This window comes from Micromonospora sp. NPDC005173, from assembly GCF_040608515.1.
Classification (GTDB): Bacteria; Actinomycetota; Actinomycetes; order Mycobacteriales; family Micromonosporaceae; genus Micromonospora.
Genome location: NZ_JBEXIK010000061.1, coordinates 1 through 17,512 on the forward strand (window position 1 = coordinate 1; position 17,512 = coordinate 17,512).

General features: G+C 69.3%; 15 protein-coding genes and 4 pseudogenes. 10 read left to right on the forward strand and 9 right to left on the reverse strand.

Annotated features, from left to right (window positions below; genetic code table 11):
* Nucleotides 1-214 precede the first annotated feature (214 nt).
* From uppS to ABZV00_RS34340, 4 genes and pseudogenes are all read left to right on the forward strand, one after another.
* The gene (gene uppS, locus ABZV00_RS34325) at nt 215-997 is read left to right on the forward strand and encodes a polyprenyl diphosphate synthase (protein ID WP_355613923.1); all 783 of its coding nucleotides are present in this window, start codon (nt 215-217) and stop codon (nt 995-997) included.
* Between the two features lie 304 nt (nt 998-1,301).
* Nucleotides 1,302-1,517, forward strand: a pseudogene (locus ABZV00_RS34330) (IS110 family transposase); the annotation flags it as partial.
* A 600-nt stretch (nt 1,518-2,117) separates the two neighbouring features.
* Nucleotides 2,118-3,521 (forward strand): IS1380 family transposase, encoded by a 1,404-nt coding sequence (locus tag ABZV00_RS34335; protein WP_355613925.1) that lies wholly within the window; start codon nt 2,118-2,120, stop codon nt 3,519-3,521.
* 158 nt (nt 3,522-3,679) lie between these two features.
* Entirely contained in the window at nt 3,680-4,036 is a 357-nt protein-coding gene (locus tag ABZV00_RS34340) for a hypothetical protein (RefSeq protein ID WP_355613926.1), read from the forward strand.
* 141 nt (nt 4,037-4,177) lie between these two features.
* Here the strand turns inward: ABZV00_RS34340 and ABZV00_RS34345 are convergent, their stop codons facing one another.
* Complete coding sequence (locus ABZV00_RS34345; RefSeq protein ID WP_355613928.1) at nt 4,178-4,348, reverse strand: hypothetical protein; 171 nt, start codon at nt 4,346-4,348, stop codon at nt 4,178-4,180.
* A 176-nt stretch (nt 4,349-4,524) separates the two neighbouring features.
* On the opposite strand from ABZV00_RS34345, the gene ABZV00_RS34350 reads away from it, so the two are divergent.
* Nucleotides 4,525-5,589, forward strand: coding sequence for an integrase core domain-containing protein (locus ABZV00_RS34350; RefSeq protein WP_355613930.1), 1,065 nt, complete (start codon nt 4,525-4,527; stop codon nt 5,587-5,589).
* Between the two features lie 25 nt (nt 5,590-5,614).
* Here ABZV00_RS34350 and ABZV00_RS34355 read toward each other — a convergent pair.
* The 8 genes and pseudogenes from ABZV00_RS34355 to ABZV00_RS34390 form a co-directional block, all read right to left on the reverse strand.
* Nucleotides 5,615-6,256, reverse strand: a pseudogene (locus ABZV00_RS34355) (nitroreductase); the annotation flags it as partial.
* 323 nt (nt 6,257-6,579) lie between these two features.
* Nucleotides 6,580-6,936, reverse strand: a complete 357-nt coding sequence (locus ABZV00_RS34360) for a hypothetical protein (protein ID WP_355613932.1) — start codon at nt 6,934-6,936, stop codon at nt 6,580-6,582.
* Between the two features lie 331 nt (nt 6,937-7,267).
* A complete protein-coding gene (locus tag ABZV00_RS34365; protein WP_355613934.1) occupies nt 7,268-8,158 on the reverse strand; it encodes a sulfite exporter TauE/SafE family protein in 891 nt (296 codons plus the stop codon).
* On the reverse strand, nt 8,155-8,757 hold the full coding sequence (locus tag ABZV00_RS34370; protein ID WP_355613936.1) for a rhodanese-like domain-containing protein: 603 nt from the start codon (nt 8,755-8,757) through the stop codon (nt 8,155-8,157). Before ABZV00_RS34370 ends, ABZV00_RS34365 begins: the two co-directional genes overlap by 4 nt.
* 128 nt (nt 8,758-8,885) lie before the next feature.
* Nucleotides 8,886-10,286 carry an MBL fold metallo-hydrolase gene (locus ABZV00_RS34375; protein ID WP_355613938.1) on the reverse strand — a complete coding sequence of 467 codons (1,401 nt, stop codon included), beginning with the start codon at nt 10,284-10,286 and terminating at the stop codon, nt 8,886-8,888.
* 142 nt (nt 10,287-10,428) lie between these two features.
* The gene (locus tag ABZV00_RS34380; protein WP_355613940.1) at nt 10,429-10,698 is read right to left on the reverse strand and encodes a metal-sensitive transcriptional regulator; all 270 of its coding nucleotides are present in this window, start codon (nt 10,696-10,698) and stop codon (nt 10,429-10,431) included.
* 241 nt (nt 10,699-10,939) lie between these two features.
* A pseudogene (locus ABZV00_RS34385) lies at nt 10,940-11,098 on the reverse strand (ISL3 family transposase); the annotation flags it as partial.
* A gap of 47 nt (nt 11,099-11,145) precedes the next feature.
* Nucleotides 11,146-11,427, reverse strand: a complete 282-nt coding sequence (locus ABZV00_RS34390) for a hypothetical protein (RefSeq protein ID WP_355613942.1) — start codon at nt 11,425-11,427, stop codon at nt 11,146-11,148.
* An 80-nt stretch (nt 11,428-11,507) separates the two neighbouring features.
* On the opposite strand from ABZV00_RS34390, the pseudogene ABZV00_RS34395 reads away from it, so the two are divergent.
* The 5 genes and pseudogenes from ABZV00_RS34395 to ABZV00_RS34415 all read left to right on the forward strand — a co-directional run.
* Nucleotides 11,508-12,275 (forward strand): annotated as a pseudogene (locus ABZV00_RS34395) (NAD-binding protein); the annotation flags it as partial.
* Between the two features lie 93 nt (nt 12,276-12,368).
* The gene (locus ABZV00_RS34400) at nt 12,369-12,590 is read left to right on the forward strand and encodes a TrkA C-terminal domain-containing protein (protein ID WP_355613979.1); all 222 of its coding nucleotides are present in this window, start codon (nt 12,369-12,371) and stop codon (nt 12,588-12,590) included.
* Between the two features lie 238 nt (nt 12,591-12,828).
* Nucleotides 12,829-14,142: a Na+/H+ antiporter NhaA gene (gene nhaA, locus ABZV00_RS34405; protein ID WP_355613944.1), complete on the forward strand. Its 1,314-nt coding sequence runs from the start codon at nt 12,829-12,831 to the stop codon at nt 14,140-14,142.
* Nucleotides 14,143-14,368: 226 nt separating this feature from the next.
* Nucleotides 14,369-15,259: an ABC transporter ATP-binding protein gene (locus ABZV00_RS34410; RefSeq protein ID WP_355613946.1), complete on the forward strand. Its 891-nt coding sequence runs from the start codon at nt 14,369-14,371 to the stop codon at nt 15,257-15,259.
* On the forward strand, nt 15,256-16,893 hold the full coding sequence (locus tag ABZV00_RS34415) for a hypothetical protein (RefSeq protein ID WP_355613948.1): 1,638 nt from the start codon (nt 15,256-15,258) through the stop codon (nt 16,891-16,893). Before ABZV00_RS34410 ends, ABZV00_RS34415 begins: the two co-directional genes overlap by 4 nt.
* Nucleotides 16,894-17,512 lie beyond the last annotated feature (619 nt).

Below are 17,512 nucleotides of genomic sequence, written 5' to 3' on the forward strand. Positions count from 1 at the left end.
GAGACCCTAGACAAGTCACATCGTTCCAGATCAGAAGGCACTTTCGCGTTCCCGCGACCGCCGCCGCGCAGCCCTTAACGAAGGGCCGAGGCTAGAGGTCGGCAGCCGCACCAACCCTCATCCTGAGCCCTGACCGCCGAGCAGTTGTGAGAGTCGTGTGAAGGAACGAACGAAACGCCTGAACTGTCAGCTCCACGATGATTAGATCTTGCGAATGTGGACGACAGTGAAGAGCACTGCCTACTCGCTCTACGCACGACGCCTTAACGCGCAGCTGGCCGGCGCGAACCTGCCCCGGCACGTCGCGATCGTCATGGACGGCAACCGCCGATGGGCACGACAGGCCGGGTTCGCCGACGCCAAGATCGGCCACCGCTACGGGGCAGAACACCTCGACGAAGTCCTTCAGTGGTGCGCCGAAATCGGCCTCCAGCACGTGACGGTGTTCGTCGCCTCCGTCGACAACCTCCAGAAGCGAAACTCGGACGAGGTCGACAACCTCCTACGCATGATCGAGGACGTGGTCGCTGAACGCCTGACCCGCCCGTCCAGCATCTGGCAGATCCACCCGGCCGGCCGGCTAGACGTCCTACCCGACTCCACCAGGAACGCCCTCAAACTGGCCGAGGAAGCCACCCGGAATAACAACACGGCCTTTCACCTCAACATCGCCATCGGCTACGACGGCCGCGAAGAAATCCTCAACGCCATCCGATCCCTGCTCGAAGAACAAGGGCGAGCCGGTCACACCATCGACGACATCGCTCAGCAACTGACCGCCGACCAGATCGCCACCCACCTCTACACCAGCGGACAACCGGACCCCGACCTAGTCATCCGAACCAGCGGAGAACGCCGCATCTCAGGGTTCCTCCTCTGGCAGGCCGCATACTCTGAGCTGCACTTCACCGACGTCTACTGGCCCGGCTTCCGGAAGATCGACTTCCTCCGAGCCCTGCGGTCCTACGCCGCCCGCCATCGCCGGTTCGGTGCCTAACCCGGCACCACAAGCCGCACCGGGTTCCCGGGAACGGAAATCACACCACCAGCCGCGATACCTCAGCCCGAGCGTCGACCAGGGTCGGATCAATAACGTGAGCCGACCCTGGGTCGATTACGTGAGCGCCCACAGCTGGACAGCGGCGATGTGGGCCTGCGGCAGGAAATCCTGTCCGGTGTCAGCCGATTGACATGCACGCGCGCCTCCGTGCCCCGGCTGCTCTACGTCCGGTGTAGAGCTGACGACGCGGGGAGACGAATGAAAATGACGAGTGTGGTCGACGCACTCGATGCTGGGCGAACGCCTCGGCGCCCGCGGCGGCGACAGACAGGCCAACAGCGCGCTCTACCGCGTCGTACTCGTCCGGCTGCGATGGAACCCACGCAACCGTGACTACATGCAGCGACGCACCCAGGAAGGCATGTCCAAGAAAGAGATCATCCGCTGCCTCAAGCGCTACGTCGCCCGCGAGCTCTACCAGCTCATCACAGCAAACGATCTTCAACTCGCGGCTTGACATCTATAGGAGCATCTTTGCCGGGGCCCTGGGGACCATGCCCTGTCTGTCCAAAATCGCCTGCCGTTAAGAGGTCCAGCAGCGACCACACCACGCCCACGCAGTACGCCTACCAGGCGATTCACAGCCGGGGGCAACCAATATCGGCTCGCAAACCACCCGAGTTAAGGGTTCCAGCAGCGCCTCACACGCCACTGCATCGAGCCAAAGCAATGGACTGAGGGTTTCCGCAAGTCGCTGACCTGCGGAAACCCTCTCGCTGTCGGGACGGCCGGATTCGAACCGACGACCCCTTGACCCCCAGGCAATCCATACGGGACGTTGACCTGCGGCCCTGAAGCCGCTGAGCTGCCGGGACTATCCCCCAGTGTCCGGGGCAGTCCGCCAGTGTCCGTCCCGATCGTCACCCAAATAGTCACCCAGCTGTGCGGCGAGACTACGAGCGGTGGTGTACCTGTGGGCAGTACGGCGACCAGCTAGCCTCGGCCCGTCGTTAAGGGTTGTCCAAGGAGTGGGCCGGAAACGCAGAAGTGCCTTCTGATCAGGGAAAATAGGGCTTGTCGAGAGTCCTGTTAACCCGTCACGGAAGGCACTTGCTGGGTGAAGACTACCGCAACACGTCCGAAGATCACGGTGACCGGGGACGGGCGGGGCATGGTCGGTCACGCCGGTGCCCGGCTGCTCGCCGATCTCGCTGACGCGACTGGTTTGACCAGCGCATTCAGCCAGGCGTTGGCCGGGCTGCGGCAGAGGCAGCGGCAGGGTGGGCACGACCCGGGCCGGATAGCGGTCGATCTCGCCGTGATGCTCGCTGACGGGGGCGAGGCCATCGCCGATCTGGCGGTCCTGCGGGACCAGGCGGCCCTGTTCGGGCCGGTCGCGTCCGATCCGACCGCGTGGCGAGTGTTATCGCAGCTCGACGCCACGATGCTGGCCGAGCTGCGGGCCGCCCGAGCTCATGCCCGCGAGATCGCCTGGGCCCAGCACGCCGACACCCGCGGCGACCTGCCACAACCGGCAGTCGCCGGCCAACCGGTCGACGGCCTGGTCCTCGACATCGACGCGACCATCGTGATCTGCCACTCCGACAAGGAATCGGCCACCCGCACGTGGAAGAAGACCTTCGGCTTCCATCCGCTGCTGTGTTTCCTGGACAACACCGGCGAAGCCCTCGCCGGCCTGCTGCGCGAGGGCCGGGCCGGCTCGAACACCACCACCGACCACATCACCGTCCTCGACCAAGCCCTCGCCCAGATCCCCGACGCTCAGCGGCACGGCACCCCGATCCTGCTCCGCGCCGATTCGGCCGGCTCCAGTCACGGCTTCCTTGCCCACATCAGGTCCTTACGCGAACACCACCTCGACATCCGATTCAGTGTCGGTGCCGCGATCACCGAACCAGTCAGGGCTGCGATCCGGGCCGCGACCGGCTGGGTCCCCGCCGTTGATACCAGTGGTGACCTGCGTGAACATGCCGAGGTATGCGAGATCACCGGCCTGTTCGACGCCGCAGGCTGGCCTGAAGACACCCGGTTCCTGGTCCGCCGGGAACGCCCGCACCCCGGCGCCCAACTGAGCTTGTTCGACACCATCGAAGGCTGGCGGCACCAGGTCGTGGCCACAGACACCCCGCCCGGCAACGGGAGTATCCAGCACCTGGAGGCCCGGCATCGGGCACACGCCCGCGTCGAAGACCGCATCCGCACCGGCAAGAACACCGGCTTCGGCCGGTTCCCGTCCCGGATCTTCGCGATCAACCAGGCCTGGCTCCAACTCGCGCTGACCGGCATCGACCTGCTCGCCTGGACCCAGGCTCTGCTACTGGACGGCGATCTGGCCACCGCCGAACCGAAGAAGCTGCGCTACCGGCTGCTGCACGTCGCTGCCCGGATCACCCGCACCGCTCGGCGGACCCGGGTCGCTATCGCCGCGAACTGGCCCTGGACCGATGCCCTGACCAGCGCATTCAGCAAGCTTACGGCGTTGCCCCGGCCCACCGGCTGACCCTTACGACTCACGCCCCGACCAGCAGCACGGAGGAACCCGGCCTCGCGCCGGACTCTTGGCATACCAACAAAACGCCATCAACCACGCGAATCGAACTCATCGAATCCCGGCTATCGACTGACGTCCAAGTGAAAGACCGAGGCTAGTGTCCTGCCATGCGAGTGACTGTCCGCGCCTCGACGGCCGTCGTGGCAGTCATCTTTGGCTTCCTCTCGGGGTCGATCATCTCTCACGCTGGCGGCTCACCTGCCCGCGCTCTTACGGCCGTCCTAATGATGGCCGTGGTGCTCAGCGGGACGGGAATGGCGATCGGTGTGCCGCTCGGCGTCGTCAACGACGGGCCGTGGTTGAAGCGCGTCCTCGCGCTCATGCTCGCCTCATACTGCCTCAGCGTGTTGGTGAACTCCCAGTTCCATAGCCTGGCTGCGGACCTCCTGCTTCTCATCGTCTCCTTCGCTCCAGCATGCATCTTTGCCCCGATGGGGTTTGCTAGAGGCCAAGACATGGGATAGGCGAGACACGACCGCTTCGGTGTGAAAGAACCAGCGTGCGTGTGTGACCTGCGCTGACAGCATGGCTGAGCTGCGGAAACAGTCCGTCATCGTCCTGGCTCGTCCAGCAGCGTCCGCACCCGTCGTCACCCAGGTTGTCACTCACCGCTGGCGGCCCCGACGCTCGATCAGCCAGAGCGCCAGGCCCGGTGGAACCGTGAACGTAGCCAGCAGCAGGACGCCTGCCGCCGGGCCGTCCCGCCACAACAGGTCAGCGGAGAACAGAATCAGGCTCGTCGGTATCGCCAGCATGATGACGGCCAGGAGCTCCACGACCTGCTCCCAACGCCTACGGTCGCGCCGGCCGTGCCTCAACCCTCATCCTTCCAACCGTCACCCGAGCTGGGTCAGCCTAGCGACTTCCCTGTGGGGCTCGAATACTCGGTTCGGCTGTCTGAATTGCGGTTCTGTGCGAGCTCGAGCCCGGCGCAGCCGGCATGCTCGTCGCCATGAGCACGTCGTTGCTGTACCTGCTGCTTCGCCAGGTCCTGCGGATGTTGTCCCAGCTCGCCCATGACGATGGGGCCAAGGATGTGGAGATCCTGGTGCTCCGCCATCAGGTGGCGGTGCTGAGCCGCCAGGTGACCCGCCTCGATCTCGAACCGGCCGACCGGGTGGTGTTGGCGGTGTTGTCGCGGCTGCTGCCCCGTCCCCGTTGGTCGGTGCTCTTCGTCACCCCGGCCACTCTGTTGCGGTGGCACCGTGAACTGGTCGCCCGAAGATGGACGAACCCGCATGCCCGGCCGGGCCGGCCACCGGTCGACAAGCAGGTCCGCGACCTGGTGCTGCGACTCGCGGCGGAGAACCCGTCGTGGGGGCACCGCCGCATCCAGGGTGAACTGGTCGGCCTGGGCTACCCGGTGGCGGCCAGCACGGTGTGGAAGATCCTCAACCAGGCCGGGGTCGACCCGGCACCCCGGCGGTCCGGACCCACCTGGAAACAATTCCTGACCGCCCAGGCCCACACGATCCTGGCCTGCGACTTCTTCACCGTCGACACCGTATTCCTCAAGCGGATCTACGTGCTGTTCTTCGTCGAGATCGCCACCCGCCAAGTCCACGTGGTTGGGGTGACCGCCCATGCAACCGGCACCTGGGTGATGCAGCAAGCACGAAATCTGCTGATGGACCTCGACCAGCACGCGGCTGGGCTGCGGTGCCTGCTCCGCGACCGCGATACGAAATTCGCGGCGGTCTTCGACACGGTGTTCACCGCCGAAGGCATCGACGTGATCAAGACCCCGCCGCAGGCGCCCCGGGCGAACGCGTTCGCCGAGCGGTGGGTGGGCACCGTACGCCGGGAGTGCACCGACCGGATGCTCATCGTCGGCGAGCGCCACCTCGCGGCCGTCCTCGCCGAGTACACGGCCCACTACAACAGCCACCGCCCACATCGATCGCTGGATCAGCAGCCGCCGAATCCTGCGCCGCACGTTGTCGACCTGAACGGTGTGCGGATCCAACGGCGACCGATCCTAGGCGGATTGATCAACGAATATTCGCAGGCAGCGTAGCCGGACCGACTTTACGAGCCCCACAGGTCTGCGGCGCCTGCTCGGGCAGCACCTCCGGGGGAACTCCGGTGCCCGCCGGTCCGGCCCGGCCGGTCCAGTACCGCAGTTCCTCGCGGATCTGCGGGTCGGCGGCCGCCACCGCCTCCGCCCTAGAGGCGGCCGCAGCCAGCCCCATCACCTGGTCGGCGCTAAGGATCTGCAACCGCGCCCCCTCGGCGTGGCCGGCCTGAACGATCGCCTTCACCGACTCGTCCGATACCGGTTCGTCGCTGACGGGCCGCCGGTCGGTGTGCCGTACCTGCATGCACTGCACCAGCCGCATCGCCTCGGGCGACGCCGGGGCCCGACCGCTGGCGACGATCCGGGCCAGCAGATCCGGGTGGGCCGGATCGGGGAGCCGGTCCACCCGCATCGCCCAGCCCTCGGCGGCGAGCGCCAACCGGGCGTGGTGCAGGGCCGCGCCGCAGCTGAGCGTCATCAGCCGGCCATCGGAGTCGATGGCGGCGAGCTGACGGTCGCGGACGGCGAGCAGCTCCAGCCCGTCCGGCAGGACCCGCCAGCACCACGGCTGAGTGTTGTGCACCGAGGGCGCGCGCCCGGCCACCGCGGCGACCTGCGCCAGCGCAGTGGTCAACGCCCGGTCGGGCTGCCGCGTCTCGTCTGTCATCTCACAACCTTTCCACCCCTTGCCATCGTGCCGCACTAGGCGCTGATCCGCGGTTACTTGCCGCGCCAGTTTGCGCTCGACGACGTCGGCACACCGGCCACCGGGCCCCAGCCGGACAGAGCGTTCCGCCCGTCGCCCGGTGGATTTCCCGGTTCTCCGGCGGCGTGACAAGGCGATTGAGACGCTGGGTGCACCCGCTGCCGTACCGGAACAGGCGAGGAGGCGTCTCCGACGAGGCCGCGGTGCTCGCCGACATCTTGCCCACTGCGTATGAGGTGGGGGTGCTCAACGGTCCACCCGGAAAGCGATGACAGGGGTCCCTCCTAGTAGGTGGCGCGCAAGTCGACGAGGCGGCCGGGATGGCCGTAGAGGAGGCCCTGGCTTTGGGCGCAGCTGATCGCGGCAATCGCGGCGTGCTGCCGGTCGTTCTCTACGCCCTCGGCCACCACCCGCAGGTCGAATGCGCCCGCAGGGCTGTTGACCATGGTGACAGTGGCGCACGCGCCGGGCGCCGTCGGCGCCGAGCCGTCGGTGTGGGTGGCGTGCTGCGGGCCATACTCGGCGATGCCGACGCTGGCCGACGGGAGCAGGCCGGCGTCGTCGGTGTCGCAGAAGGGACGCAGCGCGGCGAGCGGCGCTGGCTGCGCGGCCGGGTCCTGACGGCAGGCCGGGTCCGGCACAGCACCTCCCTGGTCTCCGGGTCTGCCCTTCATCGCTCTCGGCGCGCTGTTCCTGGCCTTTGACGGCACCGCCGGACTGTTCGGCGGCCTCGGACTGACCGACGTCGAGGGCGCCGCGCAGGCGCGGGTGACCGGTACCCTCGGGTCCGTCCCGGACGCGGTGGTGCTACTGGCCGTCGCGGCGATCGCGCTCACAGTCCTCGCGATCCGGTGGCGGCGGCGAAACCACCCGGAACAAGGCGACCCACCGGTCGTACGGCCGGGCCGCCGGAGATGACGTGCGGGGGTGCCCGGCGCTCGCGCACCCCCGCATATCACGTCCGTGCCGGTCTCACCGCCGGCCGGTGACCAGGACGCCCCGCTCGGCGTGCCGTCCGGCCCGCTTACCGCGCCGGACGAGCATCGTGGCCACCACCGCGGCGGCGGCGAACCCGGCGAGCGCCCACAGCAGCGGGTTGCTGCGCAGGCCGGCGGGCGCCTGCTGGACGAGGACGAACACGCCCATGACCACGACGAACCAGCCGAACGCCTTGCGGAGGACGTCCTCCGGGATCCGACCGGCGAGCCGGCCGCCGAGCAGGCTGCCGACGACCGCGGCAGCGGTGACGGCGGCGGCCAGTCCCCAGTTGATGCTGACGCTGGACAGGTAACCGGCGAGCCCGGCGAAGGACTTCATCGCGATGACGACCAGCGAGGTGCCGACCGCGACCGGCATCGGCAGCCCACCGAGCAGCGCGAGCGCGGGGACGACGAGGAAGCCGCCGCCGGCGCCGACCAGCCCGGTGACCATGCCGACCACCACGCCTTCGAGGATGACCTTCAGCACCGGCAGCTCGTGCGGCACCGACTTGCCTTCGGCGCTGCGCCGGCCGCGGATCATCGCGACCGCGGTGGCGAGCATCATCAGCGCGAACGCCGTCAGCAGGACGCTGGCCGGGATGAACTCGGCCAGCCGGCCGCCGGCGTAGGCGCCGGTCATCCCGGCGACGCCGAAGATCAGGCCGGTACGCCAGCGGACCCGGTGGGCGCGGGCGTGCGGGAGGACGGCGACCGCGCTGGTGGCGCCGACGACGAGCAGCGAGGTGGCGATGGCCTCCTTGGCCGGCAGGTCGGCGACGTAGACCAGCAGGGGGACGGCGAGGATCGAGCCGCCACCGCCGAGCAGGCCGAGGCTAACGCCGATCAGTACCGCCCCGGCGACGGTCAGGACCAGGCCGGTCACGACCGGCTCGCGGTCGGCGTGCCGTCGCGCAGCTGCCCGACGATGCTGTCCAGGTCGCAGCTGGCGCCCCGGTTGTAGGGCAGCTTGCCCAGCAGCATGCCCATCGCGCAGGTGTTGGTGACCGCGGCGAAAGTCAGGCCGGCACCGATGAACCCGGCGACCCACTTCGCGCCGGGCACGGCGACCGAGACGAGGACGCTGACCAGCACGATCGAGCCAGCGACGAGACGGACCTGCCGTTCCAGGTCCCAGCGCGCCTTGCCCTGGTTGACCGGGGCGTTGGCCGCCTGCCAGGCGAGGATGCCGCCGTCGAGGACCTTCAGGTTCGGTAGGCCGGTCTGGGCGAGGGCCTGCTCGGCCTGGGTGGCGCGGGCGCCGGAGCGGCAGACCAGCACCACGTCCTCGTCCAGGTGGTTTCGCAACTCGGCGCGGTGCTCCTTGAGCATGTCTAGAGGCACGTTGTACGAGCCGGGGATGTGCGCGGTCTCGAACTCCGCCGCGGTGCGGACGTCCAGCACCCGGGGTGCACGGCCGGAGTCGATCAGCTCGCACAGGGCCGCCGCGTCGAGGGTGGCGGCGGCCGTTGGGGAAGTGCTCATGTCTCTCCTCGTTCAGGTGGGGTCGCACGGAAACGGGCAACACGGTGTGCCGGCCGGCCAGTCACGGCCGGTCGCCGTACGTCGGAAGGGGAAGCCGTCCCTGGGGTGGCCCCGGGGACGGCGGGTCGTCAGGCGGTGGGGGCCATGGTCACGCCGGACTGCTCGGCCTGCCCGAACATGTCGTCGATGAGCACGACCTCACGCCCGGCGTTGGCCAGCAGCGACGCGGCGGCTGCGGCGCGGTAGCCGGAGCCGCAGTGCACCCACACCGTGCCGGGGGGCACGTCGGCCAGCCGCTGGGGCAGGTCGGGCAGCGGGATGTGCACGGCGCCCTTGATGTGGCCGGCGCGCCACTCGTTGGTCATCCGCACGTCCAGGATGACCTGCGGGGCGGGCAGCCCGGCGGGGGTGTTCCCGGCTTGGGCGGCGGCCAGCGCCGGGAAGTCGGCGACGGTCAGCTCGCGCAGGTCAGCGTGGTCGGTCGCCCACTGGTCGGGTGTTCCGGTGGCCCGGGCGGCGGGCCGGTCGATGCCGATGCGGACGAGTTCCCGCTGGGCGTCGGCGACCTGCTGCGGGGTCTCGGCGAGCAGGGTGATCGGGGCACCCCAGTCGATCAGCCATCCGAGCCAGGTCGACATCGGCCCGTCCAGTCCGAGGCTGACCGTGCCGGCCAGGTGCGAGGCGGCGTACGCCTTGCGGTGTCGCAGGTCGACTACCCACTCCCCCGCGGCGATGCGGTTCCGCAGCTGTCCGGCGTCGGCGCGCGCCACCGGGCTCAGGTCGACCGGCGCCGGGCCGGCGGCGTTGGCGACCCCCATGTGGGCGTAGTACGCCGGGTAGGCGTCGAGGCCGGCGAGGGTCTCGGTGACGAAGTCGTCCGCGGCGAGGCGGAGCACCGGGTTGGCCTGCTTCTCCCGGCCGATGGTCGACTCGGGGGCGTCGGCCTGGCTGGCCGAGCAGAAGCTGCCGAAGCCGTGGGTGGGCCAGACCTGTGCGCCGTCGGGCAGCAGGTCGGCCAGCCGGCGGGCCGAGGAGTGCTGGTGGTGGGCCAGTTCGTGGGCGTGCTGCTGACCGAGCAGGTCGGTACGCCCGGTGGTGCCGAACAGCAGCGACCCGCCGGTGAACACTCCCACCGGGGACCAGCCGCCGTCGCTGGCCTCGTCGAGGACGTACGACAGGTGGTGGAAGGTGTGTCCGGGCGTGGCGACAACCCGGATCCGCAGCTCTTCCGACACGGCGACCGCGTCACCGTCGGCCACCGGCATCCGGTCGAAGCCCACCTCGTCGTCGGCGGCGACCAGGTATTCCGCGCCGGTCAGTCGGGCCAGTTGCAGCCCGCCGGAGACGTAGTCGTTGTGGATGTGCGTCTCCACCACGTGCGTGACGCGCACCCCGAGCTCGCCGGCCAGGGCCAGCACCCGGTCGACGTCACGCTGCGGATCGACCACCACGGCCACCTGGCCGTCGGTGGCCAGGTAGCTGCGGTCACCCAACGACGACGTCGCGATGACGGACACCTGCACTGTCATTTGCTCACTCCTTCTCCGAAAACCCACATACCCGGGGGGGTATGCGAGGGACAGCGTTTACCCTTGGTCGAATTCGACACGCGCCTACCCGCCCACGCCACGGACACGCAGCGTGGGCTTGCGCTTCTTCAGCCGTGGCGGGTCACGCCAGGGCCAGGAACAGCTTCTCCAGTTCCTCTTCGGTCATCTCGGGCTGCTCGCCGCGCTCGCGGGCGGCGTTGCAGTGCCGCATGCCGGACGCGATGATCTTGTAACCGGCCCGGTCGATCGCCTTCGACACGGCGGCGAGCTGGGTCAGCGCCTCCCGGCAGTCCCGACCCTCCTCCATCATCTCGATCACCGCGTTCAGCTGCCCGCGGGCCCGCTTGAGCCGGGTCAGCGCCTCGGCGGTCATCTCGGGTCGAAGTTTCATCTCGCCACCTCCTGTTTCACGACCATACCCCGTGGGGTATCAACCTGCCACCTGCCGTACCGAATCGGCCGATCGCCCACGTCGCCCACACTCTGCCGGCAGGCTCACAGGCGACCCTGATTGCCTACTCCATCACCGCCCGGCTCCCGGCCGGATTCGCCCCGACCATCGGCCGGGTCCACGCCGCCCCAGGGACCAAGTCTTCGGCGCTGGCGCAGAAACGGTGGTCGCTGTGAGTGACCTACGCGAGCAGGACTCGTTGCCGGAGTAGGGCGAATCCGGCTCGGCCGCACATTTGCCATTTCAGAAGCTTGACCTTGGTGTTGGCGCCTTCGATCGGGCCGTTGCTGTAGGGCAGCGTCAGGCCGGCGGCGACGGCGGGCAGGTCCATGCGCAGGCCGTGGACGAAGCCGTGCAGGGCAGGTCGTTGGCGTCGACGGCGGCCATTTAGGCATCGAGGTCCTGACCGCGGCGGCTGGTGAGCAGGCTGGCGAACTCGCGCACTCGCCGGGCCAGGATGGTCAGGTGCGGGCATGCGGCGAGCAGGTCGTCGAGGTGACTGCGGTGAGCAGGCAGGTTGTCCGGTGGGGTCATGAGCCAGGCGACCAGCCGGCGGGGTGACGGCGGAGTCCGTTCGGCGTGGGCGCGGCCCTGGTTGAGGTAGCGCACGAGCAGGTTGGCGCTGCCGGTGTAGCCCTGTTCGCGGACCTCGCTCAGTAGGCGGGTCACCGCAACGCTGGGGTTTTCGGCCAGGCGGCGGCGCAGACGGTCGCGGAACGGGTCGACCAGCGTTTCGCGGTGGCAGCGCCGGCACCGCCGACGGCATGAAGGTGACCACGTTCGGGCTGCTCGCGTTCGTCATCTGGTCCGAGATGCGCGGCGAGACCAAGGTCAACGTCGGACGCCGACGGGTTCCCGAGACCAACCAACGCCAGGCGCTCACCGTCGCAGTGCTGGGTATCGGAGCGGTGAAGGTCTCCACGTTCCTCCTGCTAGCCCTGACCTCGCACAGCTTTGACCGGGTACTGTTCGAGGCGGTCTCCGCCTTCGGCACCGTGGGCCTGTCCACCGGCATCACCGCCGACCTGCCACCGGGCGGCGCCCTACTCCTCGTCGGGCTGATGTTCCTGGGCCCGACCGGGCCGTTGACCCTCGCCTCCGCGCTTGCGCTGCGCGAGCGTACTCGCCGGTTCGAACTTCCCGCGGAAGGACGATCGTTGGCTGACGCCGAGGAAGAGATGGTTGCGGTGGTCGGGCTCGGCCGCTTCGGTGGCGCGCTCGCCCTGGAACTCCACCGGCAGGGCGCCGAGGTTCTCGCCGTTGACCACAGCCTGAAGGTGGTGCAGAGCTTTGCCGGGCGGCTGCCGCACGTCGCGACCGCCGACGCCACGGACATCGAGGCGCTGCGGCTACTCGGCGTATCCGAGTTCCGCCGCGTGGTCGTGGCCATCGGCACCGATGTCGAGGCCAGCGTCATGACCACCTCACTGCTGGTCGACCTGGGGACCCCCGACATCTGGGCCAAGGCGATCAGCCGCCCGCACGGCAAGATCCTCGATCGGGTCGGCGCCCACCATGTGGTACTGCCCGAACTCGACATGGGGGAACGGGTCGCCCACCTGCTCACCGGCCGCATCCTCGCCTACATCCAGGTCGACGACGACTATGCCATGGTCAAGACCAAGCCCCCGCGGGATGTCGTCAGCGTCCCCCTGCGGGAGTCTCGCCTGCGCAGCCGGTACGGCGTCACCGTCGTGTCTGTCAAGCGACAGGCCGACAGACGGGACGCCGCCTTCACCTACGCCACCCCGGATACCGTGCTGATGTATGGCGACATCCTCCTCGTCGTGGGCAGGATCAGCGACGTGGAGCGTTTCGCCAACGCACACTGAACCCGGCCGCGCGCAGCATCGAAACCGCGCCCGGTCCTTCCTTCGCCATCGTCTGACAGGCGACGTCTCACTTCATAAGTGAGCGCCCGGCGAGGGACTCGTCGGGCGGCACGCCTCACCGAGCGATGCGCCCCCCGCCGCCTACACGAGGCAGTTGATCGTGGATGGGCTAGGATCGGCACTGGTGTGCCGGGAAGTCTGGTCGGCGTTGTCTTGCCGACCCTTCCGGAGGAACTCGATGGCCCCGCCCAGCAGCGGTCCCCCGTCCCACCTGCTCTTTCGGGGCAGCTGGCCGGAGGTACGCCGGGTCGGCGACATCCTGCGTACCGAGACCGTCGGCGGGGTGCTGCTGCTCGCCGCCGCGGTCGTCGCCCTTGTCTGGGCGAATTCCCCATGGGGTGAGGCGTACCGGTCGCTGGGCGGCTTCCAGCTCGGCCCCACCGCTCTGCATCTGGATCTGGATCTGACCCTGGCGCAGTGGGCCGCCGACGGCCTGCTGGCGATCTTCTTCTTCGTTGCTGGGCTGGAACTCAAGCGGGAGTTCATCGCCGGTGACCTGCGCGAGCCCCGCCGCGCGATGTTGCCGGTCGCCGCCGCGCTCGGCGGCATGACACTGCCGGCCCTGATCTACACGGCGTTCAACGCCGGCACCAGTGGGGCATTGGCGGGCTGGGCCATCCCGACCGCCACGGACATCGCGTTCGCCCTGGCGGTCCTCGGCGTGATCAACACGCACCTGCCGGCGGCGATGCGGACGTTCCTGCTGACTCTCGCCGTGGTCGATGACCTGCTCGCGATCGTGATCATCGCCCTGTTCTACACCAGCGCCCTGCATTTCGTGCCGCTGCTGCTGGCGCTGATCCCCCTGGCGGTGTTCGGGCTGCTGGTACAGCGGCGGGTCCGGTCGTGGTGGCTGCTGCTGCCGCTGGCGGCGGTCACCTGGGCCCTGGTGCACGCCTCCGGGGTTCACGCCACGGTCGCCGGGGTGCTGCTCGCCTTCACGGTTCCGGTGATCCGCCGCAAGTCGGGGCCCGGTCCCGGGCTGGCCGAGCATTTCGAGCACCGGTTCCGGCCGTTGTCGGCCGGCGTTGCTGTGCCGGTGTTCGCGTTCTTCGCCGCCGGGGTGTCGGTCGCCGGCGCGGGTGGGCTCGGGGCGAGTTTGACCGACTCGGTCGCCGTGGGGATCACGGTCGGTCTGGTCGTGGGTAAGGCGGTCGGTGTGTTCGGCGCCACGTGGCTTGTGCAGCGGTTCACCCGGGCTCGACTTGCCGACGGGCTGGGCTGGTGGGATGTGTTGGGGCTGGCGCTGTTGGCCGGTATCGGGTTCACCGTGTCGCTGTTGATCGGGGAGCTGGCCTTCGGGGCCGGCAGCGAGCGGGACGATCACACCAAGATCGGCGTTTTGTTCGGGTCGCTGCTGTCGGCGGTGCTGGCCACCCTCGTGCTGCGGGTCCGTAACCGCCACTACCAGCGGATCTGCGCGCTAGAGGAGCGTGACAGCGACGCTGACGGGGTGCCGGACGTGTACGAGGGACGCGGTGTGCGGGGCTGACGCCCGCCCGCGACGCCCCGCTGCATGCTGTCCGCCGCCCACCGTCTGCCGCCTGATGGGTTGTGCTGCTGATTGGCGCGGCCTGATTGTGCGGATCCCGCCAATCTGGCGGCGGGTCGACCTCTCGGGGCTTCCTCGCGCCGACGTGCGGCGCGTACGCTCTGCCTTGGTGCGCCGGGAAGTCTGGTCGGCAGTCGTGTCCGCTGCCGATCCTGGGAGGCTTTCCGTGGATGTCCCTGCCATTCGTACCGCCGGCCTGACCAAACGCTACGGACGGGTGTGCGCGCTGGACGCGCTGGATCTGAGTGTGCCGGCCGGTGAAGTGTTCGGTTTCCTGGGCCCGAACGGGGCGGGCAAGTCGACCACTATCCGGCTGCTGCTCGGCCTGGCCCGCCCGACCGCCGGCCGGGCGTGGATCTTCGGCACCGACGCGGGCAACGTCGCGGTAGCGCACCGGTCGATCGCGTACGTGCCCGCCGACGTGGCGCTGTGGCCAGCCCTGACCGGCGCGGAGACGCTGGAGTTGCTGGGCCGCACCGGCCCCGGCGTCGACCGGGCCTACCGCGACGAGTTGGTGGAGCGGTTCGCGTTGGACCTGTCGAAACCCGGGCGGGCGTACTCGACCGGGAACCGGCAGAAGGTCGCCCTGGTCGCCGCGTTCGCGACCCGCGCCGCGCTGCTCGTGCTGGACGAGCCGACCAGCGGACTCGATCCGTTGATGGAACGCGAGTTCCAGCACGCGGTCAGGCAGGCTCGCCAACGAGGGCAGACAGTGTTCCTCAGTTCTCACCAGCTCGCCGAGGTGGAAGCGGTGTGCGACCGGGTGGCGATCCTGCGCGCGGGTCGCCTGGTCGAGGTCGCCGGGGTCACGGACCTGCGCCAGCTGCACCGCAGCCAGGTCGAGGTGACCTTCACCGGCCCGGCCCCGGACCTGGCACAGGTCCCCGGCGTCGAGGGCGTCGAGCTGACGGAATCGTCCCGGCTGCGGTTCACCCTCACCGGACCGCCGGCACCGGCGCTGCGGGCCCTGGCTGCGGCGGATGTGACCGCGCTGCAGGTCCACGAGCCGACCCTAGAGGAGATCTTCCTCGGCTACTACACGCAGGCCACCCGATGACGGCCGTCGACACCCGCCTCCGGCAAACACCGGCAACGCCCGCGATTGGCGCCGCCGGGCGGGCAGTCACCAGGCTCGCGCTGCGGCAGGTCCGCCGCAGCGCGCTAATCGTCATCGCGTTGCTGGCCGGCATGTCGGCGACGGTCGCCGCCACCTACTCCAGCACCATCGGCGACACGGTGGACGCCGCCGCGCTCGCCGCTCTGGCCGAAAACCCCGCCATCCGCACCCTGTTCGGCCAGCCGGTCGCACTGGATGACCCGGGTGGGTTCACCGTCTGGCGCACCGGAACCGTGCTCGCCGTGCTCGCCGGGGTGTGGGGGCTGCTCGCCGCCACCCGGATCACCCGGGGTGAGGAGGATGCTGGCCGCTGGGACCTGCTGGCGGCCGGCCAGATCCCTCTCACCTCGATCGTGGTGCGGCACCTGGCCGTCGTGGCTGCCGCCCTCCTCGTCGCGGGGTTGGCGACGGCCGGTGCGCTCGCCGCCGTCGGTACCGCACCCCAGGGGGCCCTGCTGCACGGGGCAGGACTCGCGTTGTTTGGGGTGTTCTTCGGCGCCGCAGGCACGCTGACGGCACAGGTCTTCTCAAGCCGCGGTGCGGCGACTGGTGCGGCGGTCGCGCTGCTCGGCGCCGGACTGCTCATGCGGATGGTCGGCGACGGTGTCGACTCTCTGGGCTGGCTGCGTTGGCTGTCGCCGTTCGGGCTGGTCGCGCTCTCCCGGCCATATGAGGCGAACCGTCTCCTGCCGATGGTGGTCCTGGCGGTCGCCGCCGTAAGCCTGCTCATCGCGGCCCGGAAGGTTGCCGGGCGCCGGGACGTCGGTGGCGGCTGGCTCGCCGCCCCGGTGGGCCGCCCGCCGCGGCTGCGGCTGCTCGGCTCGGTGCCCGGGTTCGCGACCCGGCGCCTACTGCGCCCCCTCGCCGCGTGGGCGGCCGGGGTAGGCGCCTACTTTCTGCTCATCGGCCTGCTCGCGGAATCCATGACCAGCTTCCTCGCCGACAACCCACGGTTCGCCGACCTCGCCGCGCAGGCTGGGTTCGCCGGCCTCGGCTCGGTCGAGGGCTACGTCGCGGCACTGTTCATGCTGCTCGCCATCCCAGTCGGGGTCTTCACCGCCGCCCGCCTCGCCGCCACCGCCGCCGACGAAACCAACCGACGCCTCACCCTCCTCTTCGCCCAACCTGTCACCCGCGCCCGGCTACTCACCGCCGAGGTAGCTATCACCGGATGCGGTGCGACGATCCTGACTGCCGTCGCCGGCCTCGCGACCTGGGCCGGCGCGACCGTCGTCGACGCGCCGCTCGGCCTCGGCGCCGCCCTCGCCGGGTCGGTGAACGTCCTACCCATCGCTCTGCTCTGCCTCGGCGCGGCCCTACTCGCCCTCGGCTGGCTACCGCGCGCCGTCGCGCTCATCGGCGCCCTGCCCGCAGCTGGCGGATTCCTCCTTCAAGTCATCGTCGACAGCGCCGGCGCGCCAACCTGGGTGGCGCAGTTGTCTCCGTTCGCCCATCTCGCCCCGGTCCCTGACCTGCCACCGGACTGGCCCGCGACGATCAGCATGCTGCTCGTCGCCGGCACTCTCACGGTCCTCGGCAGCATCGGCTACCGCTGCCGCGACCTGCGCGGCTAACAGTGCTTTGTTCGCCGGGCGCTCTTCGTTTTGCGGTGGATGGTTCTGATCTTGGGGTGGCAGGCGGGGCATGTTCCGGTCCAGGTGGCGAGGAGTAGTTGCAGCTCGCTGACCTTGTAGAGGGTCAGGCAGGGCCTCCATTCAGACGAAACTGGATGAGTGGGCAGGGCGCAGCCTCGCTGGGTCTCGCATCGGTTGTTGTGGCTCAGGTTGCTGGGGTAAGTTCGATGGTGTAGCCGAGGTCTTGGAGTTGGTGGATGAGGCGGTTCTTGTGGGTCTCGGAGTCGTCGCGGCGAGTGCAGTAGTCGGTGCCGCGGTCGACGTACGAGGTGTTGGTTAGGACGTGCCACTCCGACCGGCTGCTCCTGGCTCAACCTGGTCGAAATCTTCTTCAGCATCATCACCCGGCAGGTCATCCGCCGCGGCACCTTCACACGCGCGTCCCGGACCTGATCGATGCGATCCGCACTTTCATGGACGCCTACAACGAGCGCTGGGTGGACATGCCGGTGTTGGTTGGGTCCTGCTGATCGTCGATGTGCGCAACATCGGGTTTACCCCCGTGATCAACCGGATGACCAGACGCTAACCCGCGACCGGCTCACATGCGGACCAGAAG